Below are 26,440 nucleotides of genomic sequence, written 5' to 3'. Positions count from 1 at the left end.
TCCCGAACAGGACAGTGAAACGGACCAGCGCCAATGATAGTGCGGATTCCCGTGTGAAAGTAGGTCATCGTCAGGCTCTTATCCCCAAAACCCCCCTCTTCCAAATTCGGAAGTGGGGGGTTTGTTTCTGTTTGCATGGTGGTGCCGTATTTCCCATGTTGCATGGGCTGTCGATCCACTATCATTGCGTCTCTTGAACTCATTGGCGTTGAACCCATTGGTGTTGGGTTGCCGCTAGTTATGGAAACTCCACCTGAAGTTGTGCTGCGCATGGCCAGTGATGAACGGGATTGGGAGTCTGTGCGTGAGCTGTTTTTGGAGTATGCGCAGGGCCTGTCCGTGGATTTGGCTTTTCAGGACTTCGATGCCGAGCTGGCGTCGCTGCCTGAGCGGTATGCACAGCCTGCCGGCTGTGTGGTGTTGGCCTTCATCGATGGCGTGCTGGCTGGATGCTGTGCCATGCGCGGGCTCGAATGCCCGGATTACCCTGATGCCAGTGAGATGAAGCGCTTGTATGTGCGCAGATTATTCCGTGGCTTTGGCCTGGGGCGTTTGCTTGCGCAGGCCGTGATGGAGCAGGCGGCCTTGGCGGGCTATGGCTGCATTCTGCTGGATACCCTCGATGAGATGGATGCGGCGCGCGCGCTCTACGAGGACTTGGGTTTTGAGGAAATTGAGCCCTATTACTACAACCCTCATCCCCAGGCATTTTTCCTTCGGGCCAGTCTGGTTTGATGGCTTTTCAGGTCGCTTGTGAATGGCCCCAGCCAAGATGAGTGCGGTAGCGACGCCGCAAGCTGTTTCAATTCGCGTGCCTGCTTGCCCTGCGCAGAGGTTTTGAACAGGTTTTCAGGGCTTTGCGCGCCGGGGCATTTGTTCTACAGCCGCATGAGGGTGCGAGATGGGGCTGCCATCCATCCTCCAAAGTGGCAGCTCTGGTGGGCTGTGGATTGAGGTTGTTGCCGCGATGAAAGATCCCAGCAGGCAGAGGAGCGGATCGCTTGGGCCTGCCGGCGTGAGCGTAGGCGCCTGGCATGCGAGGCCCCATCAGAAATGGATTGAGTTATGCAGAGATCCCGTGCCGCCTCTTCGACGGCCATGCTGCCCAGTGAGCGCCGAACAAGCTTGGTGCTTGCCGGAATTTTCGTGCTGCGCATGCTGGGCTTGTTTCTGGTCTTGCCGGTGTTTACCTTGGCCGCTGCCGATTACCAAGGCGGGGACGATCCTCGGCTGATCGGCTTGGCGATGGGGATTTATGGCCTGACCCAGGCACTGTTGCAGTGGCCCCTGGGCATGGCTTCGGACCGTTGGGGACGCAAGCGCGTGATTGCCATGGGTTTGCTGGTGTTTGTGCTGGGCAGCGTCTGGGCGGCGCTGAGCCATTCGGTCTGGGGCCTGGTGGCGGGGCGGGCTCTGCAAGGGGCGGGGGCCATCTCGGCGGCCATGACGGCGCTGCTGGCGGATGCAACCCGTGAGGTCGTGCGCACCAAGGCCATGGCCTTGATCGGCATCAGCATTGGGGCCAGTTTCTCCCTGGCCTTGATCCTCGGGCCTTTGCTCGGGTCAAAACTGGGTCTTAGCGGCCTGTTCTGGTTGATGGCGCTGCTGGCGGGCGTCGCGTTGCTGGTGGTGCTCGGGCTGCTGCCTCAACCCAAAGGCCAGCAGGATGAACCGATGCAGCATGCTCACCTGCCGGCCAATGCCACAGAGCCTGCTGCGCAGACGGGGGGCTGGGCACTGTGGCGCTTGAATCTTGGGGTTTTTGTGCTGCATCTGCTGCAAATGGCCATGTGGAGCGGCGTGCCTTTGCTGCTGCAGGATGCAGGCCTGGCCAGCGCCGCGCATTGGCAGCTGTATCTGCCGGCCGTGCTCTTGTCGGTGCTGTGCTTTGGGGCCGTGTTTTCCCTGGAGCGCCGCGGTCGCCTGCAGTTGGCGATGCGCTTGGCCATGGGGCTGATCCTGGCCGCGCAACTGGCGCTGGCGATTTTCAGCCACAGCAATCAGCAGCCACTGGCGGGCCAGGCCGCGCTGTGGTTTCTGGGCGCGGTGCTGTTTGTGTTCTTTTGCGGCTTCAACGCCCTGGAGGCCATGCAGCCCAGCCTGGTGTCGCGTCTGGCCCCGGTGGCGCGGCGAGGTTCTGCCATGGGCATGTACAGCACCCTGCAATCGCTGGGCCTGTTTGCCGGCGGCGTGTTGGGTGGGGCGCTGGTGGCCCATTGGGCAGAGGCCGGGCTGTTCGCGGCCACCGCGCTGATTGCCGCTGCCTGGTGTGCGCTGACGCTTTGGTGTGAGCGCGCGACGCAGCAGACCGACGCGCCGCTTTCGAACAAGAGCCCTCAGCCGTAGCGCTGCTCCAGCGCGTCCCAGGCGGGCTTGCCGACCAGGCGCTGGCGTTCGGCGAAGGAGGCGACCAGGCCGCTGGATTCGAGCAGCTGCTTGTCGCGGCGCAGCGCGCCCAGGGCGTTTTGCATGCCGGTGAGCGCGCCTTGCAGCGCGGCGTTGGCGTAGAGCACGATGCCGTAGCCCAGCGCTGCCAGTTCGTCGGCGCCAACGATGGGGGTTTTGCCGCCGATGACCATGTTCATCAATTGCGGCACGGGCAGCAGGCCGGGCAGGGCGCGGATGTGCTCGGCGCTGGTGACGGCTTCGACGAACAGCAGATCGGCCCCGGCCTCGGCAAAGCGCTGGGCGCGCTCGACGGCGGCCTCGAAGCCGTGCACGGCGGCGGCGTCGGTGCGGGCCATGATGAGCAGGTCGGCGTCGCGCCGGGCATCGGCGGCGGCCTTGATCTTGCCCACGGCCTCCTCGGTGCTGATGACCTGCTTGCCGCTGAAGTGCCCGCAGCGCTTGGGCGCGAGCTGGTCTTCGAGCTGGATGCAGTCGGCCCCGGCGCGCTCGAGCGTGCGCACGCTGTGATAGACGTTGAGGGCGTTGCCAAAGCCGGTGTCGGCATCGACGATCAGCGGCAGGGCCACGGCGTCGCGGATGCGGGCGGTGTGTTCGGCGATTTCGTGCAGGCCCATGAAGCCCTGGTCGGGCAGGCCCAGCCACATGTTGGTCACGCCCGCGCCGGTGACGTAAATGGCCTCGAAGCCCAGGTCTTCGACGACCTTGGCCGACAAGGCATTGAAGGCGCCGGGCACGAGAGCGCCGCGGCGGGCCTGGATGAGGGCGCGCAGTTGTTGGCGCGGGCTGGGCGGGTTGGCGGACATGGCGGAATTCCTTTGCAAAAGGGCGTGCGCGCTGGCGCACGCGGAGAAATGAGGGGATAAAAAAGCCGGGTTTAGAGCGTGTTCTGCTTGAGCGTTGACAAATCCAAGACCTGGCTGCTGACTGGCATCGCCATCTCGCAAGCAGCTCTGGTCATGCCCGCGAAAGCGGGCATCCAGCGCCACCCTTGCGCACGGGAGGGGATTGGCAAACGGCAGCACCGTCTGTCCGCGTCGCGACTGGACACCCGCCTTCGCGGGTGTGACGAGAACGAGAGAAGGCGGCGCTTGCAGGAAATGTCTTCATCAGAATCGAAACTGCTCCAGGGTTCAGCGCAGCGTGTCGGCCGGCACGTGCACCCAGCCGCTCATCAGCACCCGGGCGCTGCGGCTCATCACGGCTTTTTTCACCGTCCATGGGCCGCTGGCGTTTTCCACCGCTGCGCCCACGCGCAAGCTGCCCGAGGGGTGGCCAAAGCACACGCTCTCGCGCGGCCCGCCGCCAGCGGCGCGGTTCACCAGCGTGCCCGGCACGGCGGCGGCAGTGGCAATCGCCACCGAGGCCGTGCCCATCATGGCGTGATGCAGCTTGCCCATGGACAGCGCCCGCACCCGCAGGTCGATGTCGGCAGCATGAATGGTCTTGCCGCTGGAGGCGGTGTAGTCCGCGGGCGGGGCGACGAAGGCCACTTTTGGCGTGTGCTGGCGCTGGGCGGCTTCTTCCGGGCGTTGGATCAGGCCCATGCGCAGTGCGCCGGCGGTGCGGATGGCTTCGAACATGGCCAGCTTTTGCGCATCGGCGTTGATGTCCTTTTGCAGCTCGCTGCCGGAAAGGCCAATGTCGGCGGCGTTGACGAACACGGTGGGGATGCCCGCGCTGATGAGCGTGGCTTCCAGTTGGCCGACGCCGGGTACATCCAGGGTATCGACGACGTTGCCGGTGGGGAACATCGCCCCGCCATCATCGCCCTCGTCGGACGGGTCGATGAATTCCAGCACGATTTCCGCCGCCGGAAAGGCCACGCCGTCGAGCATGAAGTCGCCGCCTTCCACCACCTGCCCGCCCTGCACCGGCACGCGGGCGAGGATGGTTTTGCCGATGTTGGCCTGCCAGATGCGCACTTCCACCAGGCCATCTCGCAGCCGCTCGGCCGCAATCATGCCGTTGGCAATGGCAAACGGCCCGACGGCGCTGGAGAGGTTGCCGCAGTTGCCGCTCCAATCGACCAGGGCCTCGCCAATGGCGACCTGGCCGTAGAGGTAGTCCACATCGTGGCCGGGCCGGGTCGATGGCGAGATGATGACGCACTTGCTGGTGCTGGAGCTGGCCCCGCCCATGCCGTCGATGTGCTGGGCGTAGGGGTCGGGCGAGCCGATCACGCGCATCAGCAGCGCATCGCGCGCCGCGCCGGGCTGCTGCGCCTGGGGCGGCAAATCCGCAAGACGGAAGAACACGCCCTTGCTGGTGCCGCCGCGCATGTAGGTGGCGGGGATGCGGAGTGCGGGCCTTGGGTGCATGGGCAAATCCTTGTGGGCAAGAGGGCAGAGCGAACAACGAATGGGGGCAATGACAGTCAGTCATCCACGCCAGGGCGCAGCGGCGGCAGGGTCACGCTGCCATCGGCGTTGCGGATGTTGTGCAGCAGGCGCTCATCGCTGGCCTGGCCGCTGTGGCTGTCGTATTGCAGCGCCAGGGCCATGTCCTCGCGGCAATTGCCATGGCGCTGGGCCACAGCCTGGGGCGAGCAGAGCAAGACCTGGGCGTGCAAGCGACGGATGTCCGCAGGCTCGGGCGCCATTCGCCAGACCACCGGGGTGATGGCGTTCAGGGCCGCGCCCTGCAGATGCATATCCAGATAGCGCCGGGTGTGCGCCAGGATCGCGGCCTGCAGCTGCTTGTAGTAATCCGTGTAGGGGATCACGCGCAGCCGGGCCGGCTCGGGCGGCAGTGGGGTATCGGGCCTGAGCGAGAGGGCATACAGCGGCGCATCCGGGCGGTTGGGCGCCTGGGTTTCCCAATCCAGGTGCCCGGGCGTCGCGGCCGGGCTGGCCCCCGACTGGCGCAGGTACAGCTCCCAATGCGGCCGCCCCCAGTCCGTGCCCGCAGCCGCCTGGGCCCAGGCCTGCCAGTACGCCTGGGCGCAAGCGCCCACACGGGCCAGCGCGGCGCGGGTATCGCCTTGGATGTCCAGCTCTACCAGCGGCGCAGGGCCGCTGCCGCCTGAGACCATGCCCAGCATCGGCAGCCCGCAGCCGCGCAAGGCGGCCACGCTGGTGTTGAAGATGGCCGCCTTGTAATGGCCGCTGTCGTAGGCGTGCTGCAGGATCTGGCGGCAGCGCTGCGGCTCGCAGATGCTCAGGTCGCGGTGGCTCAGCTTGACGCGGAAGTTGGCGTCATCGCGCGCGGCCAGGATGATTTCATAGCCCTGCAAATCCCCGCGCCGGCCGGCCTTGTACAGCCGGAACTGGCCCGGCCAGGTAGCCTCGGCCAGGGCCAGCGTTTGCTGCGTGGCCTCATCCAGCGCGCGCGGGTTGTGGCAGGCTGCCAGCGGTAGGCAGGCCAGCAGGCCTGCCAGGCTGCGCAGTAGTGCAGCGCGCTGGCAGCGCGTCATTTCGCCTCCAGCTTGGCGGCCGAGATGGTTTGGGCCCATTTGGCGGTTTCGCTCTGGATGAGGCGGGCGAAGTCCTCGGGCGAGCCGCCGCCGACCTGGCCGGCCGTCTCCTCGAACGCGGCGATCACATCGGGCTGCTGGAGCACGCGGTTGGCCGCGGCATTGATCTTGTCCACGATGTCGCGCGGCACGCCTGCCGGGGCGATGATGCCCTGCCAGTTGGTGGACTCAAAACCCGCCAGGCCCGATTCGGCCAGCGTGGGCACATCGGGCAGCAGCGGCAGGCGCTGGGCGCTGGTGACGGCCAACGGGCGCACCTTGCCCGACTTGATCGCTGGCATGGCCGCATAGCCCATCTCGAACATCATCGGGATGTGCCCGGCCATCAAATCGGCCGCAGCCGGTGCGCCACCCTTGTAGGGCACGTGCGAGAGCTTGATGCCCGCCTGGTGGGCAAACAGCTCGCCCGAGAGGTGGTGCGCCCCGCCCATGCCGGAGGAGCCGAAGCTGATGCCGCCCGGGTCTTTCTTGGCCAGCGCAATCAGCTCCTGCACCGTCTGGGCGGGCACGCCCTGGTGGACGTTGAGAACCAGCGGCGCCTGCTCGATCAGCACGATGGGCGCCAGATCGCTCTTGACCTGATAAGGCACGGTCTTGGGCGTCAGCGTGGGGTTGACCGCCAGTGGCGCCAGGTGGCCGCTGCCAATGGTGTAGCCATCGGGCTTGGCCTTGGCGATGTGCGCCGTGCCGATGACGCCGCCTGCGCCGGCCTTGTTCTCGATGACGATGGTTGCGCCCAGCTCCTTCTCCAGCTTGCTGGCGATCAGGCGCATGCGCGTGTCGGCAAAGCCGCCTGCCGAATAGGGCACGATGAAGGTGATGGGCTTGGCAGGCCAGGCCGGCTCTGCCTGGGCGGCGGCGGAAAAAGCCGTCGCCCCGGCCAGGGCCCAGGTGCACAGCGCGGCCAGGCGCAAGGAAAAGCGTCGCATGTTCATGACTCCAGATGAGATGGTGGTGGCAAAGCGCGTGTTATGCCACGTTGGCGGCCGCTGTGGCGTCAACTGGGCGGCTGCCCGCCTGCGCCAGAAAGTCCTGCGCAAAGCGTTGCAGCACGCCGCCGGCTTCGTAGATCTGAACTTCCTCGTCCGAGTCCAGGCGGCACAGCACGGTGGTCTGGCTCTGGCTGCCGTCCTGGCGGTGGATGCGCAGCGTCAGGCGCGCGCCGGGGTGGCGGCCGCCGATGACGTCGAAGGTTTCCGTGCCGTCCAGCGCCAGGGTGTGGCGGCTCTGGCCGGGCAAAAATTGCAGCGGCAGCACGCCCATGCCGATGAGGTTGGTGCGGTGGATGCGCTCGAAGCCTTCGGCCACGATGGCTTCGACCCCGGCCAGGCGCACGCCCTTGGCGGCCCAGTCGCGCGAGCTGCCCTGGCCGTAGTCGGCCCCGGCGATGACGATGAGCGGCTGGCCGCGTTGCATGTAGGTTTCGATGGCCTCCCACATGCGCATGACCTGGCCTTCTGGCTCCACGCGCGCCAGCGAGCCTTGGCGCACGCTGCCGTCGGGGTTTTTCACCATTTCGTTGAACAGCTTGGGGTTGGCGAAGGTGGCGCGCTGGGCGGTGAGGTGGTCGCCGCGGTGGGTGGCGTAGCTGTTGAAATCCTCCTCGGGCAGGCCCATGCGCGCCAGGTAGTCGCCCGCGGCCGAGTCGCGCAAGATGGCGTTGGAGGGCGAGAGGTGGTCGGTGGTGATGTTGTCGGGCAGGATGGCCAGCGGCCGCATGCCGCGCAGCGTCCGCTCGCCCGCCAACGCGCCAGACCAGTAGGGCGGGCAGCGGATGTAGGTGCTTTGCGGCCGCCAGTCGTACAGCGGGCGGGCGTTTTCGGCGCGCGCGCGCTTGGCGAACATGGGGGTGTAGATGCGCTGGAACTGCTCGGGCTTGACGGTGGCGGCCACCACGGCGTCGATTTCGGCGTCGCTGGGCCAGATGTCTTTCAGGCGTACTTCGCGGCCTTGTTCGTCCAGGCCGAGCACGTCCTGCTCGATGTCAAAGCGCACGGTGCCGGCGATGGCGTAGGCCACCACCAGCGGCGGGCTGGCCAGAAAGGCCTGCTTGGCGTGGGGGTGGATGCGGCCGTCGAAATTGCGGTTGCCCGAGAGCACGGCGGTGGCGTAGAGGTCGCGCGCGATGATTTCGCGCTCGATGGCCGGGTCGAGCGCGCCGCTCATGCCGTTGCAGGTGGTGCAGGCGAAGGCGACGATGCCAAAGCCCAGCGCCTGCAAGTCACCCAGCAGGCCCGCCTCCTGCAAGTACAGCTCCACGGCCCTGGAGCCGGGCGCCAGCGAGGTCTTGACCCAGGGCTTGCGCGCCAGGCCGCGCTGGCGGGCGTTGCGCGCCAGCAGGCCCGCGGCGATGACGTTGCGCGGGTTGCTGGTGTTGGTGCAACTGGTGATGGCGGCGATGATGACCGCGCCATCGGGCAGCAGGCCCTGGGCTTCCTCGGCGCGGGCCAGGGCCAGCTTGACGGGGCCGGCGATGCCGCGCTTTTGCAGCTCCGAGGTGGGCAGGCGGCGGTGCGGGTTGCTGGGGCCGGCCATGTTGCGCACGACGTGCGAGAGGTCGAATGCCAGGTTGCGCTCGTACTCGGCCTGGGCCAGGTCGCCGGCCCACAGCCCGGCGGCCTTGGCGTAGCGCTCCACCAGCGCGACCTGCTCGGGCGCGCGCCCGGTCAGGCGCAGGTAGTCCAGCGTTTGATCGTCGATGGCGAACATGGCGGCGGTGGCGCCGTATTCGGGCGCCATGTTGGCGATGGTGGCGCGGTCGCCCACGGTGAGGCTGGCCGCGCCCTCGCCGTGGAATTCCAGGTACGCGCCCACCACCTTCTGCTGGCGCAAAAACTCGGTCAGCGCCAGCACGATGTCGGTGGCGGTGATGCCCTCCTGGCGGCGGCCGTCCAGGCGCACGCCGACGATCTCGGGCGTGCGCATCCACGAGGCGCGGCCCAGCATCACGTTCTCGGCCTCCAGCCCGCCCACGCCCACCGAGATCACGCCCAGCGCGTCCACGTGCGGCGTGTGGCTGTCGGTGCCCACGCAGGTGTCGGGGTAGGCCACGCCGCCTTGCGCCTGGATCACCGGTGACATCTTCTCCAGATTGATCTGGTGCATGATGCCGTTGCCTGCCGGGATCACGTCCACCTTGTCAAAGGCGCTGCGGCACCACTCGATGAAGTGGAAGCGGTCTTCGTTGCGGCGCTCCTCGATGGCGCGGTTCTTGGCGAAGGCGTCCGGGTCGGAGCCCGGCGCCTCCACCGCCAGCGAGTGATCGACGATGAGCTGCACCGGCACCACGGGGTTGACCTGCGCCGGATCGCCCCCCTGCGCGGCAATGGCCTCGCGCAGCCCGGCCAGATCGACCAGCGCCGTCTGGCCCAGGATGTCGTGGCAGACCACGCGCGCCGGGTACCAGGGAAAGTCCAGCGTGCGCAGCCGGCCGATGAGCTGGCCCAGGTAGTCGTTGATGCGCGCGGGCTCGGCGCGGCGCACGATGTTCTCGGCATGCACGCGCGCGGTGTAGGGCAGGCGCGCCCAGGCGCCGGGCGAGAGGGCTTCGACGGCGGAGCGCGCGTCGAAATAATCCAGCGCGGCGCCGGGCAGGGGTTTGCGAAAGGCGGTGTTCATGGGCGGGGCGTGGGGTGTGGGCGGTGGCGGCAAGCCCAGGCGGGGCTTGCGCGGGTTTTATTCCAAATCAAAAAGAAAGAAAACAGCCTTGTTTCGGCATGATGGGCAAGCACATGGTTTTCTTTTTGATGGGTATTGTGGTGGCGAGAAATGGCAGATCCATCGGCAAGAAAAGCGCGGCATTTGGGCATGGTGGGCATGCCGCGCAGTTTCCCTTGAAATGGAATGTTGGTGGAGTCAGGCGCGCGCCTCGATGGGCACGAAGGCCAGGTTCTCCGGCCCGGTGTAGTGGGCGCTGGGGCGGATGATCTTGCCGTCCTGGCGCTGCTCGATCACGTGCGCGCTCCAGCCGGCGGTGCGCGCCAGCACGAACAGCGGCGTGAACTGCGCCGTGGGCACGCCCATCATGTGGTAGCTCACGGCGCTGAACCAGTCCAGGTTGGGGAACATGCGCTTGGCCTGCCACATCACCGCCTCGACGCGCTCGGCCACATCGAACAGGCGTGTGGAGCCGGCCTCCTGCGAGAGCTGGCGCGCCACCTTCTTGATGACCTGGTTGCGCGGATCGGCAATGGTGTAGACCGGGTGGCCAAAGCCGATCACCACCTCCTTGGCCTCAACGCGGCGGCGGATGTCGGCCTCGGCCGCGTCCGGGTCGGAGTAGCGGCTTTGGATGTCGAAGGCCACCTCATTGGCGCCGCCGTGCTTGGGCCCGCGCAGCGCGCCAATGGCCCCGGCGATGGCCGAATACATGTCGCTGCCCGTGCCGGTAATGACGCGGCTGGTGAAGGTGCTGGCATTGAATTCGTGCTCGGCGTACAGGATCAGGCTGGTGTGCATGGCGCGCACCCAAGAGTCGCTGGGGCGCTGGCCGTGCAGCAGGTGCAGGTAATGGCCGCCGATGGAGTCGTCGTCGCTCAGCACCTCGATGCGCCGCCCGTTGTGGGCGAAGTGGTACCAGTACAGCAGCGCCGAGCTCAGCGAGGCCAGCAGCTTGTCGGCAATGTCGCGCGCGCCGGCCAGGCTTTGCTCCTCTTTTTCCGGCTGCACCGTGCCCAGCATGGAGACATAGGTGCGCAGCACATCCATCGGGTGGGCGCTGGCGGGCAGGGCTTCGAGCACCGCGCGCGCCTGCGCGGGCAGGCCGCGCAAGCCGCGCAGCTTGCCCAGATAGGCCGCCAGCTCGGCCGGGTTGGGCAGCTTGCCGTGCACCAGCAAATGCGCCACTTCTTCAAAAGTGCAGTGCTCGGCCACGTCCAGAATGTCGTAGCCACGGTAGTGCAAGTCGTTGCCGCTGCGCCCCACGGTGCACAGCGCGGTATTGCCCGCGGCCACGCCCGAGAGGGCGACGGATTTCTTGGGCTTTGCGGTGGCCGGGGCGGCCTGCGCGGCGGCGGGCTGATCGTGGCTGGGGGCGGCGGCGGTGTTCATCGCGGTGTTCATGTGGCGGTCTCCGGGTGGATGTAGGCGTGATCGATGGCGCGCGGGCGGCCATGGCCGTCCACCGCCACCATCTCGAACACCCCTTTGAACACCTCCTCCTGCGGCAGGCCAGGCGCCGTGGCCACGCCGCTGACGCACACGGTCATGGAGCTGCGCCCCACGCGGCTGACCCAGGCGCGCAGCGCCAGCGCATGGCCCACGGCAATGGGCTGCATGAAGTCGATGCCACTCACGCCGGCCATCACCACTTCGCGCTGCGCCAGCGAGCGCGCAGCCAGAAAAGCGGCCTTGGCCATCAGCTGCAGGCCCTGGCCGGCAAACAGCGTGCCGTGGTGGTTGGCCATGGCCGGCAGCACCAGCTCGTGCAATTCGGAAGTTCCTCGGGGTGTTGTCATGCTTCGCAATTTACGCAAGAATCCTGCGCGGCTCAACGACTGAAATGGCGAATGATTGCGAATGAAAACCGGCCAATTTGCAAATTTTGCGAATTGTCTGCCGCGGCCAGTGCAAACACCCGCCCCCATCCGCGATGAAAAAAACCTTCATGGGCGTGAAGCTGCGCCGCCTGCGCGCCGAGCGCGGTCTGTCGCAAGTCGCGCTGGCCCAGACCCTGGGCCTGTCGCCCAGCTACCTGAACCAGCTCGAACAAAACCAGCGGCCCCTGACCGTCTCCGTGCTGCTCAAAATCAGCCAGGCCCTGGGCGTGGACGTGCAGCATTTCTCCGAAGACGAGGAAATGCGCCTGGTGGCCGCGCTGCAGGATGCGCTGGCCGATGCGCCACAGCCCGTGACCCTGCCCGAGCTGCGCGAACTCGCCGCGCAAATGCCCGCCCTGGCCCATGCCCTGCTGGCCTTGCACCGCCGCAGCGTGGATGCGCAAGCGCGCTGCGACGCGCTGGCCCTGCGCCTGGGCGGGGACGAGCGCGCCCAGGCCGAGCCCACTGCCGAGCCGCCCGCCCAGCCCGCCGCCGCCACGCCGCGCGCCATGCCCTTTGAAGTGGTGCGCGATTTCTTCTTCGCCCACCAAAACCACTTCGACACGCTGGACCGCGCCGCCGAGGCCCTGGCCGCGCAGGCGCGCGATGCCGGCGGCCCCCTGGCCCCGTGGCTGGAGCGGCGCCTGCTGCAGCGCCACGGCGTGCGCGTGCTGCGCAGCGATGCGGCGCAAGAGCGCCAGCGCAGCTACGAGCCCGCGCAGCGCATCCTGCACCTCTCGGCGGCGCTGGAGCCCGGCCAGCAGGCCTTCCAGCTGGGCACCCAACTGGCGCTGCTGGAAATGAGCGAGGCGCTCGACGCCCTGGCCCACCCGGCCGCCCTGCAGCACGATGGCGCGGCACACCGCCTGGCGCGCATCGGCCTGGCCAACTACTTCGCCGGCGCGCTGCTGCTGCCCTATGCGCCATTTCTGCAGGCGGCCGAAAGCCTGCGCTACGACATCGACCTGCTGGGCCAGCGCTTTGGCGTCGGCTTCGAGACCGTCTGCCACCGCCTCAGCACCCTGCAACGGCCGGGCGCGCCGGGCGTGCCCTTCTTCTTCGTGCGCGTGGACCGCGCCGGCAACATCAGCAAGCGCCAATCGGCCACGCACTTTCACTTCAGCCGCACCGGCGGCACCTGCCCGCTGTGGAACGTGTACGAAGCATTCGCCCAGCCCGGGCGCATCGTGCCGCAGCTGGCGCAAATGCCCGACGGGCGCACCTATCTGTGGGTGGCGCGCACCGTCTCGCGCGGCCGCCACGGCTGGGGCTCGCCGCGCAAGACCTTCTCCATCGGCCTGGGCTGCGACATCCGCCATGCCCCCAGGCTGGTGTACGCCAAGGGGCTGGACCTGAAAGATCCCAGCGCCGCCATCCCCATCGGCATGGGTTGCAAGGTCTGCGAGCGCCCGCACTGCCCGCAGCGCGCCTTCCCCTACGTGGGCGAGGCCTTGCGCATCGACGAAAACCAAAGCCGCTTCTCGCCCTACGGTGTGGCCTGATGCGCCGTGGCTGGACACTGGTTTGCCAGGGCGCTTGCCAAGATGGGCGCGCGGCGCGCAAGCCAGATCCCATGCCTGAGGGGCCATTGCGCATAGCCTGGGTCGGCATTCAAGGTCTGTGCGGCATGGTGGGCCCAGTACGGGTCGAACAAGGCCTCGCGCCCAATGGCGATCAAATCGGCCTTGCCCTGCGTGAGGATGGCTTCTGCCTGATGGGCATCGACGATCATGCCCACGGCCTGGGTCTTGACATGGGCTTCTTGGCGAATCCGTTCGGAAAATGGCACTTGAAATCCCAATCCTCTGGGCACTGGCAGGGCGCGGGTCTCTTCCGTCAATCCCCCGGACGAACAATCGATGACATCGACGCCGCAGGCAGCAAGTGCTTTGGCCAGCGCGATCGAGTCCTCCAGGCCCCAGCCGCCCACGCTGCCATCGACGGCGGAAATGCGGCAAAACAAAGGCTTGCCCGCTGGCCATATGGCACGCACGGCCCGTGCAATGTCCAACGCCAGCTTCATGCGCCCAGCCAGATCGCCGCCCCATTCATCGCTGCGAAGGTTGGACAGCGGCGAGAGAAAGCTGGCGACCAGATAGCCATGGCCAAAGTGCAGTTCCACGGCATCGAAGCCTGCGGCGTTGGCGCGCTGGGCGGCATCGGCAAAGCTGCGCACGATGGCGGCAATGTCTTGCGCAGACAAGGCCTTTGGGGCCGACCATCCAGGGCCTGCCGGCAGCGCGCTGGGGCCAAGACGCTCCCACGGATGGGCGTCGGCGGCCAGTTGTGCATCTGATAGTGCTGCCCCGCCTTCCCACAGTGGCTGGCTGCCTGCCTTTCGACCAGCGTGTGCCAACTGTACCCCAATCGCGGCGCCATTGCTGTGTACGAAGTCGACCAGTGTTTTCAATGGAGCGATCTGGCTGTCTTGCCATAGGCCCAGATCGGCGGTGCCGATTCGGCCCCGTGGATCCACAGCCGTGCTCTCGGTGAGGATCAGCCCGGCGCCGCCCAGGGCAAACTTGCCCAGATGCACCAGATGCCAAGCAGTGGCATGGCCCGATTGGGCGGCGTGCTGGCACATGGGCGAGATGACGATGCGGTTTTTCAGCTCCAGATCGCGCAAGCGAATGGGCTGGAACAGAAGGGGTTGGGTTGGATGCATGGCAATCACTTTCTGTGTTCAAGCGCAGTCCTTCAGGCGTCCGCCAATGGCCTGGAGCGCCGATGGAGGCGCCAGGCGAACATGCCTGTCAGAACCACAAGACCAGCGGAAGATATGCAAAACACCATGGATGGGCCGAGGTGGTCCACGACCCAGGCAGCGGCCATGACGCCTGCGGCTTGGCCCACAAACAGCGTGCAGACGAACAGCGATACCGCCATGCTGCGCATGGCCGGGGCCATTTGCGTGGCCTGGGTTTGCAGCGTGTTGTGCAGCGCATAAAAGCCCAGCCCGGCAAGCCAGCAGGCAGGCATGAACCAGGCCCAGTGCGTGGCCCAGGCCATGGCGGCCCATGCCAGGCCAAGGCAGGCGCCGGCCAGGCAGGCTTGCGCGGCCTCTCCACGGCGCTGCAGCAGGCGGCAGGCGCAGCAGCTGTAGAACAGCCCGCCCAGCCCGTAAAAAACCACGATGGCACCTGCTGCCAGCGGCGTCATGTGGAAGTTCGCTTGCATGTGCGCGGGGATGAAGGACACGGCACCCAAAGCCAGCGCCCCTTCCAGGCCTGTCACGATCAAAACCACTCTGGCCCAGGGCCGGGACAGGACGTGCCGAATTGGGCGTTGGGCACAACAGGTGCCGATGCTGGCCACGGATGGGCTGGGGCTGGAGCTGACCCGGATTCTTTGGCACAAGGCCATGCCGTTGAGCAGGAATGCCAAGCCCACGGCGGCAAAAGCCAGACGCCAGTCGAACAGTGCGGCTGCCAGAGCGCCAAACAGCTGGCCGAACATCATGCCGCACACTACCGCACCCGACAGTTTGGCCAGCGCCATGGATCGCGCCGAGTAAGGGATGTGGCTCCCCACCCATGCCATGGCCATGGGCACAATGCCCGCTGCGGTTGCGCCCGTGAGGATGCGGCCAGCGACCAGCCAAGGCAGCGATGGCGCCAGCGCTGCCGCCACACTGCCGATGGTGCTGGCGCAGCAGGCATAGCCCATCACGCGCGCCGGGCCGTAGCGCTGCCCCATCAGACCGTAGAAAAGTTGCAGCACGCCATAGGCCAGCGCAAAGCCAGAGATGGCATGGCTGGCCTGCCCTGTGGTGACTTCAAAATCCTCGGCCAGTGCGGGTAGCATGGCGTCGCACAGCCGCATGGCCGCCATGCTGGTGAACGCGCACAGGCCCAGCAGCCAGAACATGCTGGGCGACCACCGATCAGGGGCTGTGGCCTGGTTTGCCCAAACTGCCATGGCGCCGCTGCAGTGCCGGCTGGTGTGTCACCCCTCTAATGCCCGCCACATTTCCAGATCGCGCTGCGCTGTCCAGATGCGCGGGTCGGGATATTGGGTGAGTTCGTCGTAGCAGCGCGTGACATCGAATGGCATGCAGTGCTCGAAGATGACCCAGTGCCCATATTTCGGCCGCAGCGCGGCCATGGTGTCCTGGTAAATCGTTTTGAGATCCTTGCCGGCTTGTACACCTTGCTGCACACAGGCGCGCACGTCGGTAATGAAGCTGCGCGTTTGCCCGATGCCTTGGGCAATCGTCTCTGGCGTCGTCAGCGCCGCGCCCCGGCCCGGCACCAACGCCTGGGGCTGCAGTGCGGCCAGGCGATCGAGCGTTTGCGGCCAATCCTTGAAGTAGGCGTCGCCAGCGTAGGGCGTCGCACCGAATTCGACCAAATCCCCAGACAGCAAGGCCCGCTCCTGCGGCAGCCACACGACGGTATCGCCCTTGGTGTGGCCGCGCCCCAACTGCAGTAATTGCACCTCAAGATTGCCAAGCCAGAGAGTCATCTTGCCCGTGAAGGTGATGGTGGGCCAAGTCATCCCGGGGGGCACAGTTTCTACCCCGGCGAACAGGCGTGGAAAACGGGCGATCTCGCTGGCCTTGTCCTGCTCGCCACGCTCAACGATCAGGTCGTAGGTGTCTTGGCTGGCCAGGACATGGTCTGCGCCGTAGGCGCTGGCACCCAGCACGCGAACGGCGTGGTAGTGCGTGAGCACCACGTATCGAATGGGCTTGTCGGTGACTTGCCGGATACGGCGGATCACATCCTGCGCCATGGCTGGCGTGGCCTGTGTGTCTGCCACCAGCACGGCGTCATCGCCAATGATGACCCCGGTATTGGGGTCGCCCTCGGCCGTGTAGGCCCAGGCGTGCTCTGAGATCTGACTGAAGCTGACCTGCTTTGCATCCAGGTCGGCTTGTGAAGCAAATTGCTTAGTCTGGCTCATGGGTGTTCCTTGTACAGTGCGTTGATGGTTTCAGTGCGTGCCCAGGTAGGCTGCCTTGACCTTGGGGTTGTTCAGCAGTTCAGGCCCTGTGCCCTCTAGCGTGATGCGGCCGGTTTCAAGCACGTAGGCGCGGTCGGCCACGCCCAGGGCCTGCTTGGCCATTTGCTCCACCAGCAAAATGGTCAGGCCCGATGCACGCAGCTGCTCGATGGCGCGGAAGATGTCCTGGATGACCAGCGGCGCCAGCCCAAGCGATGGTTCGTCGAGCAGCAGCAGTCGGGGTGCACTCATCAGTGCGCGCGAAATGGCCAGCATTTGCTGCTCTCCACCAGACAGAGTCCCGGACAGCTGGTGTTGGCGTTCGCGCAAGCGGGGAAAGCGCTGGAATTCGCGCTCCAGGTCGGCTTCAATCTGTGCCGTGTTTCTGCGGCGCGTGTAGCCACCCAGCAGCAGGTTTTCCCGCACCGTCTGGTCTGCAAAAACGCCACGCCCTTCAGGTGACATGGCGATGCCCAGCCCGACGCGCTCATGCGCCTTGACTTTGGTGATGTCGCTGCCATTGAAGCGGATGCGGCCTGCGGCGGCGGGCTCCAGGCCGCAAATGCATTTCAGCAGCGTGCTCTTGCCTGCGCCGTTGGCGCCGATGATCGTGACCACCTCGCCGGCATGGACCTGCAGGTTGACGCCTTTGATGGCCTGGATCGCGCCGTAGGCCACTTGGACTGCTTCGAGTTTCAGCATATTGCCCCCCTGTTGCTCATGCCACGGCGGGGCGGGGCCCTGGCTCATCGATGCCGAGATAGGCCTCAATGACACGGGGGTCGGCCTGTACTTGTGCAGGCTGACCTTGCGCGATCTTGACGCCGTAGTCCAGCACGATCACATGGTCGGAGATCGACATGACCAAGTCCATGTGGTGCTCGACCATCAGAATGGTCACGCCATGCTGGCCAATGCGCACCAGCAGCTCGCCCAACTCCGCCGTCTCCTGAGGGTTCAATCCGGCAGCGGGCTCATCGAGCAGGAGAAGCTGCGGCTGCGTGGCCAGGGCTCTGGCCAATTCAACGCGGCGCTGCAGGCCGTAGGGCAGGCTGGCCGCCCGATGGTGGGCCCAATGCCGCAGGCCCACCAGATCCAGCAGCTGCAGGGCCAAGGCTTGCGTGGCAGCCTCCTGCCGCATGGCGCTGGGCAAGGCCAGCAGCGAGGCAAAAAAACCGTTGCCCATGCGGCAGTGGTGCCCCAACATCACATTGTCCAGAACCGACAAGTCGCCAAACAGCCGCAGGTTCTGGAAGGTGCGGCCCATGCCCATGCGGCAAATGGCATGTACCGGGTGCTCGGAGATTTCCTGCCCGAGAAAGCGGATCGAACCTGCACAGGGCTTGAGCAGGCCGGTGAGCATGTTGATCATGGTGCTCTTGCCAGCGCCATTGGGGCCGATCAAGGCATGGATGTGCCCGCGCTGCAGCTCAAAGGACACGTCCTGCGCAGGCTTGACGCCGCCAAAATTCTTGGTCACGCCCTGCGCAACCAGCAATGCGCTGCCGAGGTCCGTGTCAGATTGCAAGGGCGAGGCGCTGCCTTCTTGGTTGGCAGCGGGTGCGTCGGGCTTGGGGGCAAGCCACCTGGAGAACAGGCCCGCCACGCCGCCTGGCATCACGTAGAGCGCAAACAGCAGCAAAACGCCGTAGAGCAAGTGCTGCACCGATGGCCAGCGCGCCAGCATGGCATCGACCAATGTCAGCACAACGGCACCGATCAATGGGCCATATTGCGACCCGGGGCCACCAAAGAGCACCAGCAGCAAAATGAAGATCGACAGATGGAATGTGATGAAGTCCGAGTTGATGTACTGGTTTTGCTGGGCCACCAGAGCCCCTGCGATGCCACAGGTCACGGCCGCAATGACAAAGGCCATGACCTTGGCGCGATAGACCCGCACACCGACCGACGCAGCGGCGATCTCATCGGCCTGCAGCGATTGCAGGGCCCGACCAAAGCGCCCCTGCAGCACATTGCGCAGCAGCCAATGCGTCAGTGCGCACAGGCCAATGCCCAGCCAAACCCATTGCTGTGAGGTCAGAGGCTGTGCATTCCAGGTCAAGGGCTTGATGCCATAAATCCCTTGTGCGCCGCCAAACACTTCGGTCCACTCGCTCACCAGCTTTTCCACCACGATGCCAAATGCCAGCGTCACCATGGCAAGGTATGGGCCTTTCACGCGCAGCGAAGGCAGGGCAATGAGCACGCCGCAAGCGGCGGATATGCCTGCGGCAAGAACCAATGCAAGCCATGGGTTGATGTCCGTGCGCGTGGTGAGCAGCGCCGCCGTGTATGCGCCTGCAGCAAACAGCCCAGCCTGCCCCAGGGATTTCTGCCCTGCATACCCCACCAGCACATTCATGCCGGCAGCGCAGAGGTAATAGACGCACATCATGAAGATGATGCGCAGGTAATAGTCGTTTTGCAGCAAAGCAATGAGGCCGGCCAGCGTGGCAGCCACCAGGGCCGTGCCCACCAAGTGTCGATAGCGCTTCATACTTTCTCCACCATCGCTTTGCCAAACAGCCCGGTTGGACGCAGCGCGAGCACCAGGATCACGAGAGCGAACACGGCCACTTCTCGCCACTGTGCAGACCAGAGGTTCACGAGCGACTCCAGCACGCCCAACGCAAAGCCGCCGATGACGCAGCCGCGGGGGTTGTTCAGCCCTCCGATGATCGCGCCTGAAAAGCCTTTGAGCCCTACGGCCAGGCCCAGGAACAGCGATGCCTGGGCGATCGGCGCCAGCAGAAAGCCCGACAGGCCCGCCAGTGCAGAGCTCATCACGAACGCGCCGGCCATCATCGCGTTGGTGTTGATGCCCATGAGGCTGGCCACTTGGCCATTGGCGGCCACTGCGCGCATGGCCTTGCCGGCCATGGTGTGGTTCATCACCCAGTCCAACCCCAGCGTGATGACTACGGCCACACCCAGCGTCAGCAGCTCTTGCGGGCGCACGCCAATTCCCAGCACGCGGATGACCGAATCACCCAAGGGGCTGGGCACGACCACAGGCTTGGGGCCCCAGATGGCCAGGCCGATGCTTTGCAAAATGACGCCAAAGCCCAGGGTGCTCATGACCCAGGCCATGCCGGGGCGGCCCGCAAAGGGGCGCACGCCCACGATGTACAGCAGCCAGCCAAGAGCACCCATGACACCCAGTGCGGCTGCCAAGGCCAATAGCTGAGCCCCTGTGCCAGGCTGCGTCTGGCCGAAGGTGGTTGAGGTCACGGGCATGCCCAGCAGCAGGAACAAGGCGCTCATGCTGATGAATGCCCCTGCCGAGACGAACTCCCCATGCGCGAAGTTCAAGGTCTTGGTGGTCGTGAACGTGATGCTGAAACCCAGGGCGACCAGGGCGTAGGCACCGCCCACGGCCAGGCCGCTGAGAATGGACTGCAAGATCGCTTCTGTCATGGTGGACTCCAGAGCGAGGGCCCCCGGGTGGCACGTTGCAACCTGGTGGCGTAGGGCATCTTGGTGGGCGCTTATTTCTTGAAGTCAGCGCTGCTCAGCGCTTCAATGACCGAATCCGAGTAGGGCGCGAGCTTGCCGTCCTTCCAGCGAATCCAGACGAAGTCCTGGGCCTTCAAGGCTTCGTGATTGGTGGCGCTGAAAGGCTTTTCGTAGGTCTTGAGCAGGCCTTGCACGGGCGCTTGCAAATCCTCCAGCGCTTGGCGCACGGCCTTGCCATCGGTGCTGTCAGCCTGCCGGACTGCGGCGGCATACAGCATCACGGAGTCGTAACCATGCAGGGCGAAGGAGAAGGAGCCGGGCGCCTTGAGCTTGGCCGAGATACGCTCGAAGAGGGCCTGCTGCGCAGGGGTGTAGGCATCGGCCACCGTGCGCATGAAGATGGGTTTTTCTGCCAGGCTCTTGCCTGCGGCGTCATAGAAAGTGATGTTGTCCGCTGCCCAGGAGGTGAGCACCAACGGGAAGTAATCGATCTTTTCCATGCTGCGCACCAATTGTGCGATTGGTGTGCCCTGTGCCCAGACCACCACCGTGTCCACGCCGGCGGACTTCATTTTGTTCAGCTGGGAAGTCATATCCGTATCGCCCACGCCAAAACGCTCAGTCGCGGCAACGGTGATGCCTTGCAGCTTGGCAATCTCCTCCAGATCCTTGAGGCCGCCTTGCCCATAGCCCGTTGTCTCTGCCATCAAGCCGATGCGCTTGGATTGCTGCGCATTCTTCTTCACATAGGCCATCAGGGCTGCCACCTGTTCCCGGTCCACCATGGAGATGCGGAACATGTAGTTTTCGGCATTGGCGCTCATGGGCTTGGTGATGTCGGTGCCGGACGCCACATTGCCGATGACAGGGATCTTCTTCTGATTGGCAATGTGCTTCCAGGCCATGGCGTTGCCGGAGTTGGTTGGGCCGAACACGGCGGCAACCTTCTCGCTGTCGATCAATTCGCTCATGTTCTGGATCGACTTCGGTGGCGCCGAGGCATCGTCACGGGTGACCAACACCAGCTTTCTTCCCAATACGCCGCCTTTGGCGTTGAGGTCCGCGATGGCCGCTTCCATGCCCAGCACCGCAGCTTGCCCGCTTTGGGCAGAGGGGGAGGCCGACAAATCCCCGTTGTAGCCCAGCTTGATGTTTTGCGCGCTGGCCATGGCCGTGGCCACCAGGCCGGCTGCGAGCACGGTTCGCTTGAAAATTTGAGAAATGCGCATTGCTTGTCTCCTTGTTGGATGTTGTGATTCAGAAGTGAACAGGCCCATGCGCTAAGCGGCAAGGAATCCGCCGTCCACGGGCAAGGTGACGCCTGTGACATAGCTGGCCATGTCCGAGGCAAGAAATACCACTGGGCCCACCAGTTCCTGTGGTTGCCCGACGCGGGCCATGGGTGTGCGCTGCATGAATGGGGCCAGGCGCTCGGGAGCGCCGCGCGTGTAGGCCGTCATCGGGGTGTCGATCACCCCGGGCGCAATCGCGTTGACCCGCACGCCATGCTGGGCCAGCTCCACTGCCAGGGCCTGGGTCATCAGCCTGATGGCGCCCTTGGATGGCGAATAGCCCACCACATTGGGAATACCGACGCAAGAGGCGATGGATGCCACGTTGATGACCACGCCTCGCCTGCGCTTGAGCGCGTCCAGCCAGGCCTGGGTCGGGAAAAAACTTCCCATCACGTTGACATCCAGTGTGCGTTGCAGGTTTGCTGCAGCCTGCTGGCTGTCCATACCTTCGCGAATGAGCATGCCGGCGTTGTTGACCAGGATGTCAATGCCGCCCACTTGCGCTGCCAGCGCCTGGCATTCGCCCTGAGAAGTCACGTCCAGCCGATGGGCCACTGCCTGAGAGCCTGCAGCATGAATTTGCGCTGCAACAGTCTGCGCGTTGTGGGCATTCAAGTCCGTCACGATGACGAGGGCGCCGGCTTTTGCCAAGCCCTGCGCAATGGCTTGGCCATTGCCCTGGCCTGCTCCGGTGACTAGGGCAATGCGCCCTTCGAGGATTCTGGGCGCCATGCATGCGGTGATTTCCATTGGGCCGCTCCTTGGATGCTCTGCTCAAGCGCCCGTGGGCAGTTCGGCCTGGTCGGCCAATGCCCGCCCGGCGATGTAGCCAAAGGTGAGGGCCGGGCCGAGCGTGATGCCCGCGCCGGGGTAATTTCCACCCATGATGCTGGCGGCGTCGTTGCCGACCGCGAACAGCCCCCGCACAGGTTGCCCGTCTTTTTGCAAGACTCGGCAATGCCGGTCCGTGGCCAGACCGGCGAAAGTGCCAATGTCCCCGACAACGACCTGGATGGCATAGAACGGGCCATGCTGGATTGGCGCCATGCAAGGGTTGGGCTTGACCAGTGCATCGCCCTGGTAACGGTTGTAGGCAGTGCTGCCCTTGGCGAATCGGGTATCGGTGCCGGATATGGCATCGCGGTTGAATGCCTCGACCTCCTCTTGCAAGGCATCTGGAGGGACGCCGATGGCCTGCGCCAGCTCCTGCAGGCTGCGCCCGCGCTTGAGGTAGCCGCTTTTCAAATGCTTGCCAATGGGCAGCGGAAATGGGGCCACTGCGCCCATGCCGTATTCACGCAAATGCGCGTGGTCGCACACCAGCCAGCAGCGCACGGCAGGGCTGCCGGCGCAGGCTTTGACCAAGTCCTGGATGAAGTCGTGGTAGGACAGGGCCTCGTTGGTGAAGCGCCTGCCCTGGGGCGTGACGGCAATCACCCCCGGTTTGGCGCGATCGATGAAGTGCGGCATGACCCCATCGGTGCCATCCTTGCGCTTGACGATCGATGTAGGGCACCAGGCGGCGGCATTGGGGATGGTCGGGTCTACCCAGCCGCCGACGGATTCGCCAAGGCGCAAGCCATCGCCGGTATTGGGCGTCGGTGACGGAGTGAAATGCTCATGGCCGGTGGGCGCATGTGGGAACAATTGCTTGCGGCGCTCGATGTCATGGGGAAAACCGCCGCAGGCAAGTACGACCCCACGGCGCACGCGCAGGTCTATCGGCTGGCCCTCGCGCACCACCGTCGCGCCCACGACCCGGCCCTGATCGGTGATGAGCTTTTGCGCCGGGGCGTTCAGCCAAACGGGAATGTCCAGATCCAGACCGGCCTTGAAGAGTCTGCCAGCCAGCGCATTGCCATTGGTCAGCGTCATGCCTCTGCCGTGCTGCAGCACGTCGGCGAAGTGCCTGCCAAAACGCTTGGCGACATACCAGAAAGACTCCAAAGATTTGAAGGCGCGCAGGAAGTGCCAGAGCTCCTTGCCGGAGCCCAGCATCATGCCGAACACCGTCAACTCAGGCACGGGCGGTGCCAGTTGCGCGACGTGTTGCCCAAGTTCTCTGGCATCGAAAGGGCGCGTCACCATGGAGCGTCCACCGGGCTGACCGCCAGGTGCTTCGGCGTGATAGTCCGGAAACACTGCAGGCATGTCGAACTGGACGCAGGTCTTGTTCGTAAAAAAATCAATGGCTTGGGGCCCGTTCTCGATGAAGGCGGCCACGCGGTCGGCATCAAAATGCGTCGTTGCCTCATGCTGCAAATAGCTGCGTGCCGCATCCGCAGGCTCATGAATGCCTTGCTGCTTGGCCAGCTCGGTGCCAGGAATCCATAGCCAGCCGCCCGAGCGTGCCGTTGTGCCGCCATAGACGGAGGCTTTCTCCACGACCAATACTTTCAAGCCTTGGTGCGCGGCCGTGATGGCCGCTGACATACCGGAAGCGCCGGTGCCAATCACCAGAACGTCGTACATGGATTCCTGTTCGCTCATTGCTTCACCCCTTGCCATCACCGGTCAGCCCGGGCTTGGTCGTGTAAATTAGCTTAATACTAATCCATGTTTTATTTACTAATGGTTTACCCTTGATGTATGTACTTGATATTGTTTGATGAAGTCAGAGGGCTCAGGCTGGGTGTCAAAGCGGCGCACAGCAGCATTGAGGCCGGGAGGTTGGTGGCTACAGAAAACGTGGCTGGGGGCTGTATATTGGCGCGGCAGTAGTGCCGTGCGCCAGCGGCGTCATGTAAGCGCGATGGATTCAACCCAACCGTTAGGAGAAAGGCATGCCTGCAGCCGATGCAGCAAGCAGTGGGCTCGCGCCCGAAAAGGGGCGCCGTGGCATTCAGTCGATCGAGGTCGGTGGGCAGCTGTTGCTGGCCCTTGGTGCCCAGGGCCGGCCGATGCCATTGAGGGAGTTGGCCAAGGCGGCGGACATGGCCCCGGGCAAGGCCCACCCCTATCTCGTGAGTTTTGCCAAGCTGGGCCTGGTCACGCAGGAGCCATCCACCGGCTATTACTGGCTCGGTCCGACGGCCATGCAGCTTGGCCTGGTGACTTTGCGCATGCTCAATCCCGTGCGTGAGGCCACGCCCTACGCACAAGCCCTGGCACGGGAGACCGGTCACAGCGTCGGGCTGTCCGTTTGGGGCAATCAAGGCCCGACCATGGTGTTTCTCTTCGATGCGATCTATCCACTGCACACCAATATCCGCACCGGCACCGTCATGTCTTTGGCGGGCACGGCCACAGGGCGTTTGTTTGCTGCCTATCTGCCGGCCAAGCTGATTGAGGAATCACTGCTCGAAGATGAGCGTCGCCTTGGGCCGGACATTGCCAAACCCATCGATGCCGATGAGCTGCAGGAGATGCTCAAACAGGTGCGCAGGCACGGCGTCTCGCGTGCCGTGAACAACCCCACCCCTGGCGTGTGCTCGTTTGCCGCGCCAGTGTTTGACTACTCCGGCAACATCGTGCTCGGTATGACCTTGATGGGGCGCACGCGCTCCTTTGACGCCCATTGGAATGGCCCACAGGCCACTGCCGTGCGGGCCTGCGCCCAGGAGGTTTCAAAGCGTCTGGGAAGTCCTGCGCACAGCCTGGCCCAAGCGAACTCCAAGTTGGGGCGGGTATAGCCTGTGGCTTGGCTTGCAACGCCGGCCGGGGCAGCGCCGGCTGTGCGCTGCATGTGCCAGGAGAAGTGCCTTGTAGAGCTTCTCTCGTATCGAGGCTTTGAACTGGCTTTGAGCCAGTCACCCCCAAAGCCGGATGCGCAGGTAGACCTGCAGCAGCAACAGGCCCAGCGCGAAGCCCAGGCTGCCGTAGAGCAGCGATTGCAGCAGGCGGTTGGTGCGTTTTTGCTCTTCGATCAGGCGGCGCAGTTCCTGGTCGCGTTGCTGCACGCTGTGTTGCAGGAAGTCCTGCACCAGGCGCGGCAGGGCCGGGAGGATTTGCGCGTAGCGCGGCGCTTCGTTGCGCAGCTCTTGCCACAGGCGCTTGGGGCCGACTTGCTCGACCATCCACTTTTCCAGAAAGGGTTTGGCGGTGCTCCACAGGTCGAGGTCGGGGTCGAGCTGGCGGCCCAGGCCTTCGATGTTGAGCAGGGTTTTTTGCAGCAGCACCAGCTGCGGCTGGATTTCGACGTGAAAGCGCCGCGAGGTCTGGAACAGGCGCATCAGCACCACGCCCAGTGAGATTTCCTTGAGCGGGCGGTCGAAGTAGGGCTCGCAGACGGTGCGGATGGCCGCTTCGAGCTCGGCCACGCGGGTGTTGGCCGGCACCCAGCCGCTTTCGACGTGCAGCTCGGCGATGCGCTTGTAGTCGCGGCGGAAGAAGGCGGTGAAGTTCTGCGCCAGGTATTCCTTGTCGAAGTCGGTGAGGGTGCCGACGATGCCAAAGTCCAGCGAGATGTAGCGCCCGAAGCTGCGCGCGTCCAGGCTGACCTGGATGTTGCCCGGGTGCATATCGCCGTGGAAGAAGCCGTCGCGAAACACCTGGGTGAAGAAGATGGTCACGCCGTCGCGCGCCAGTTGCGGCAGGTTGACGCCGTGCTGCCTGAGGGTTTCGGTCTGGCTGATGGGCACGCCCGTCATGCGCTGCATGACCATGACGTCGGTGTGGCAGAAGTCCCAGAAGACTTCGGGGATCAGCACCAGGTCCAGCCCCTGCATGTTGCGCCGCAGCTGGGCGGCGTTGGCCGCTTCGCGCATCAGGTCGAGCTCGTCGTGCAGGTAGGTGTCGAACTCGGCCACGACTTCGCGCGGCTTGAGGCGCTTGCCATCGGCGGAGAGTTTTTCCAGCCAGCCAGCGAGCATGTGCATCAGCGCCAGGTCTTTCTCGATGATCTTGAGCATGCCCGGGCGCAGCACCTTGACGGCCACGTCATGGCTTTGGCCGTGCTTGTCCACCAAGGTGGCGAAGTGCACTTGCGCGATGGAGGCGCTGGCCACAGGCTGGCGCTCGAAGCTGGTGAAGACGGCGTCGATGGGGCGGCCAAAGGCTTTTTCGATGATGGCCACGGCCAGGGCGCTGTCAAATGGCGGCACGCGGTCCTGCAGCCGCGCCAGCTCGTCGGCGATGTCCGGCGGCATCAGGTCGCGCCGCGTGGAGAGCACCTGGCCGAACTTGACGAAGATCGGCCCGAGCTGCTCCAGCGCCAGGCGCAGCCGCTGGCCGCGCGGCGCTTGCAGGTTGCGCCCGCGCGAGAGCAGGCGCACCAGCGCCTGCGCCCAGCGGCTGCGCAGTTGGGTGAGCACCATTTCATCCAGGCCATAGCGCAATACCACCCAGACGATGGCCCAGCCGCGCAGCAATTTGCTCATGGTGAT

Annotated in this window: 21 protein-coding genes; 4 read left to right on the top strand and 17 right to left on the bottom strand. The window is 65.2% G+C overall.

The features are described 5' to 3' along the window. Positions 1-240 precede the first annotated feature (240 nt). Together CK625_RS08915 and CK625_RS08910 are read left to right on the top strand one after the other, a co-directional pair. Positions 241-735 (top strand): GNAT family N-acetyltransferase, encoded by a 495-nt coding sequence (locus tag CK625_RS08915; protein ID WP_095539972.1) that lies wholly within the window; start codon positions 241-243, stop codon positions 733-735. Between the two features lie 363 nt (positions 736-1,098). After that, entirely contained in the window at positions 1,099-2,346 is a 1,248-nt protein-coding gene (locus tag CK625_RS08910; RefSeq protein WP_095539956.1) for an MFS transporter, read from the top strand. Here the strand turns inward: CK625_RS08910 and CK625_RS08905 are convergent. The 7 genes from CK625_RS08905 to CK625_RS08875 form a co-directional block, all read right to left on the bottom strand. Beyond that, entirely contained in the window at positions 2,337-3,212 is an 876-nt protein-coding gene (locus tag CK625_RS08905) for an isocitrate lyase/PEP mutase family protein (RefSeq protein WP_095539955.1), read from the bottom strand. The two genes, CK625_RS08910 and CK625_RS08905, sit on opposite strands and share 10 nt — an antisense overlap. Before the next feature lie 327 nt (positions 3,213-3,539). Then, a complete protein-coding gene (gene prpF / locus CK625_RS08900; RefSeq protein ID WP_095539954.1) occupies positions 3,540-4,727 on the bottom strand; it encodes a 2-methylaconitate cis-trans isomerase PrpF in 1,188 nt (395 codons plus the stop codon). A gap of 56 nt (positions 4,728-4,783) precedes the next feature. Then, the gene (locus CK625_RS08895; protein WP_095539953.1) at positions 4,784-5,821 is read right to left on the bottom strand and encodes a hypothetical protein; all 1,038 of its coding nucleotides are present in this window, start codon (positions 5,819-5,821) and stop codon (positions 4,784-4,786) included. Next, positions 5,818-6,810, bottom strand: a complete 993-nt coding sequence (locus CK625_RS08890; RefSeq protein ID WP_095539971.1) for a Bug family tripartite tricarboxylate transporter substrate binding protein — start codon at positions 6,808-6,810, stop codon at positions 5,818-5,820. The genes CK625_RS08895 and CK625_RS08890 overlap by 4 nt, the downstream gene beginning before the upstream one ends. A 40-nt stretch (positions 6,811-6,850) precedes the next feature. Beyond that, positions 6,851-9,499, bottom strand: coding sequence for a Fe/S-dependent 2-methylisocitrate dehydratase AcnD (acnD, locus tag CK625_RS08885; RefSeq protein WP_095539952.1), 2,649 nt, complete (start codon positions 9,497-9,499; stop codon positions 6,851-6,853). A gap of 237 nt (positions 9,500-9,736) precedes the next feature. Beyond that, positions 9,737-10,942 carry a bifunctional 2-methylcitrate synthase/citrate synthase gene (gene prpC, locus CK625_RS08880; protein WP_095539951.1) on the bottom strand — a complete coding sequence of 402 codons (1,206 nt, stop codon included), beginning with the start codon at positions 10,940-10,942 and terminating at the stop codon, positions 9,737-9,739. Beyond that, on the bottom strand, positions 10,939-11,337 hold the full coding sequence (locus CK625_RS08875) for an acyl-CoA thioesterase (RefSeq protein WP_095539950.1): 399 nt from the start codon (positions 11,335-11,337) through the stop codon (positions 10,939-10,941). The genes prpC and CK625_RS08875 overlap by 4 nt, the downstream gene beginning before the upstream one ends. 134 nt (positions 11,338-11,471) lie before the next feature. Here CK625_RS08875 and CK625_RS08870 point away from each other — a divergent pair, with 134 nt between their 5' ends. Continuing rightward, complete coding sequence (locus CK625_RS08870) at positions 11,472-12,920, top strand: short-chain fatty acyl-CoA regulator family protein (RefSeq protein WP_095539949.1); 1,449 nt, start codon at positions 11,472-11,474, stop codon at positions 12,918-12,920. On the opposite strand, the gene CK625_RS08865 is transcribed toward CK625_RS08870, so the two are convergent. The 9 genes from CK625_RS08865 to CK625_RS08825 all read right to left on the bottom strand — a co-directional run bounded on the left by CK625_RS08865 (position 12,905) and on the right by CK625_RS08825 (position 23,606). Then, the gene (locus CK625_RS08865) at positions 12,905-14,083 is read right to left on the bottom strand and encodes an NADH:flavin oxidoreductase/NADH oxidase (RefSeq protein ID WP_095539948.1); all 1,179 of its coding nucleotides are present in this window, start codon (positions 14,081-14,083) and stop codon (positions 12,905-12,907) included. The two genes, CK625_RS08870 and CK625_RS08865, sit on opposite strands and share 16 nt — an antisense overlap. A gap of 32 nt (positions 14,084-14,115) precedes the next feature. Next, on the bottom strand, positions 14,116-15,336 hold the full coding sequence (locus CK625_RS08860) for an MFS transporter (protein WP_095539947.1): 1,221 nt from the start codon (positions 15,334-15,336) through the stop codon (positions 14,116-14,118). A gap of 27 nt (positions 15,337-15,363) precedes the next feature. Continuing rightward, the gene (locus CK625_RS08855) at positions 15,364-16,323 is read right to left on the bottom strand and encodes an MBL fold metallo-hydrolase (protein WP_095539946.1); all 960 of its coding nucleotides are present in this window, start codon (positions 16,321-16,323) and stop codon (positions 15,364-15,366) included. A 30-nt stretch (positions 16,324-16,353) separates the two neighbouring features. After that, complete coding sequence (locus CK625_RS08850) at positions 16,354-17,064, bottom strand: ABC transporter ATP-binding protein (RefSeq protein WP_095539970.1); 711 nt, start codon at positions 17,062-17,064, stop codon at positions 16,354-16,356. A gap of 16 nt (positions 17,065-17,080) precedes the next feature. Further along, positions 17,081-18,862 (bottom strand): ABC transporter permease subunit, encoded by a 1,782-nt coding sequence (locus CK625_RS08845; RefSeq protein WP_095539945.1) that lies wholly within the window; start codon positions 18,860-18,862, stop codon positions 17,081-17,083. Continuing rightward, positions 18,859-19,782, bottom strand: a complete 924-nt coding sequence (locus CK625_RS08840) for a branched-chain amino acid ABC transporter permease (protein WP_095539944.1) — start codon at positions 19,780-19,782, stop codon at positions 18,859-18,861. The genes CK625_RS08845 and CK625_RS08840 overlap by 4 nt, the downstream gene beginning before the upstream one ends. Before the next feature lie 71 nt (positions 19,783-19,853). Then, on the bottom strand, positions 19,854-21,098 hold the full coding sequence (locus CK625_RS08835; protein ID WP_238945596.1) for an ABC transporter substrate-binding protein: 1,245 nt from the start codon (positions 21,096-21,098) through the stop codon (positions 19,854-19,856). A 3-nt stretch (positions 21,099-21,101) separates the two neighbouring features. Beyond that, positions 21,102-21,866 carry an SDR family NAD(P)-dependent oxidoreductase gene (locus CK625_RS08830; protein WP_238945595.1) on the bottom strand — a complete coding sequence of 255 codons (765 nt, stop codon included), beginning with the start codon at positions 21,864-21,866 and terminating at the stop codon, positions 21,102-21,104. Between the two features lie 24 nt (positions 21,867-21,890). Beyond that, positions 21,891-23,606 carry an FAD-dependent oxidoreductase gene (locus CK625_RS08825; RefSeq protein WP_095539942.1) on the bottom strand — a complete coding sequence of 572 codons (1,716 nt, stop codon included), beginning with the start codon at positions 23,604-23,606 and terminating at the stop codon, positions 21,891-21,893. 293 nt (positions 23,607-23,899) lie between these two features. Here CK625_RS08825 and CK625_RS08820 point away from each other — a divergent pair, with 293 nt between their 5' ends. Beyond that, the gene (locus CK625_RS08820) at positions 23,900-24,748 is read left to right on the top strand and encodes an IclR family transcriptional regulator (protein WP_095539941.1); all 849 of its coding nucleotides are present in this window, start codon (positions 23,900-23,902) and stop codon (positions 24,746-24,748) included. A 117-nt stretch (positions 24,749-24,865) separates the two neighbouring features. Here CK625_RS08820 and ubiB read toward each other — a convergent pair whose 3' ends face one another. Continuing rightward, positions 24,866-26,434 (bottom strand): ubiquinone biosynthesis regulatory protein kinase UbiB, encoded by a 1,569-nt coding sequence (gene ubiB / locus CK625_RS08815; protein ID WP_095539940.1) that lies wholly within the window; start codon positions 26,432-26,434, stop codon positions 24,866-24,868. Positions 26,435-26,440 lie beyond the last annotated feature (6 nt).

It is taken from the genome of Vandammella animalimorsus (assembly GCF_002285265.1).
In the GTDB taxonomy this organism is placed as follows: Bacteria; Pseudomonadota; Gammaproteobacteria; order Burkholderiales; family Burkholderiaceae_C; genus Lampropedia.
This window is presented reverse-complemented; position numbering and strand designations above follow the sequence as displayed.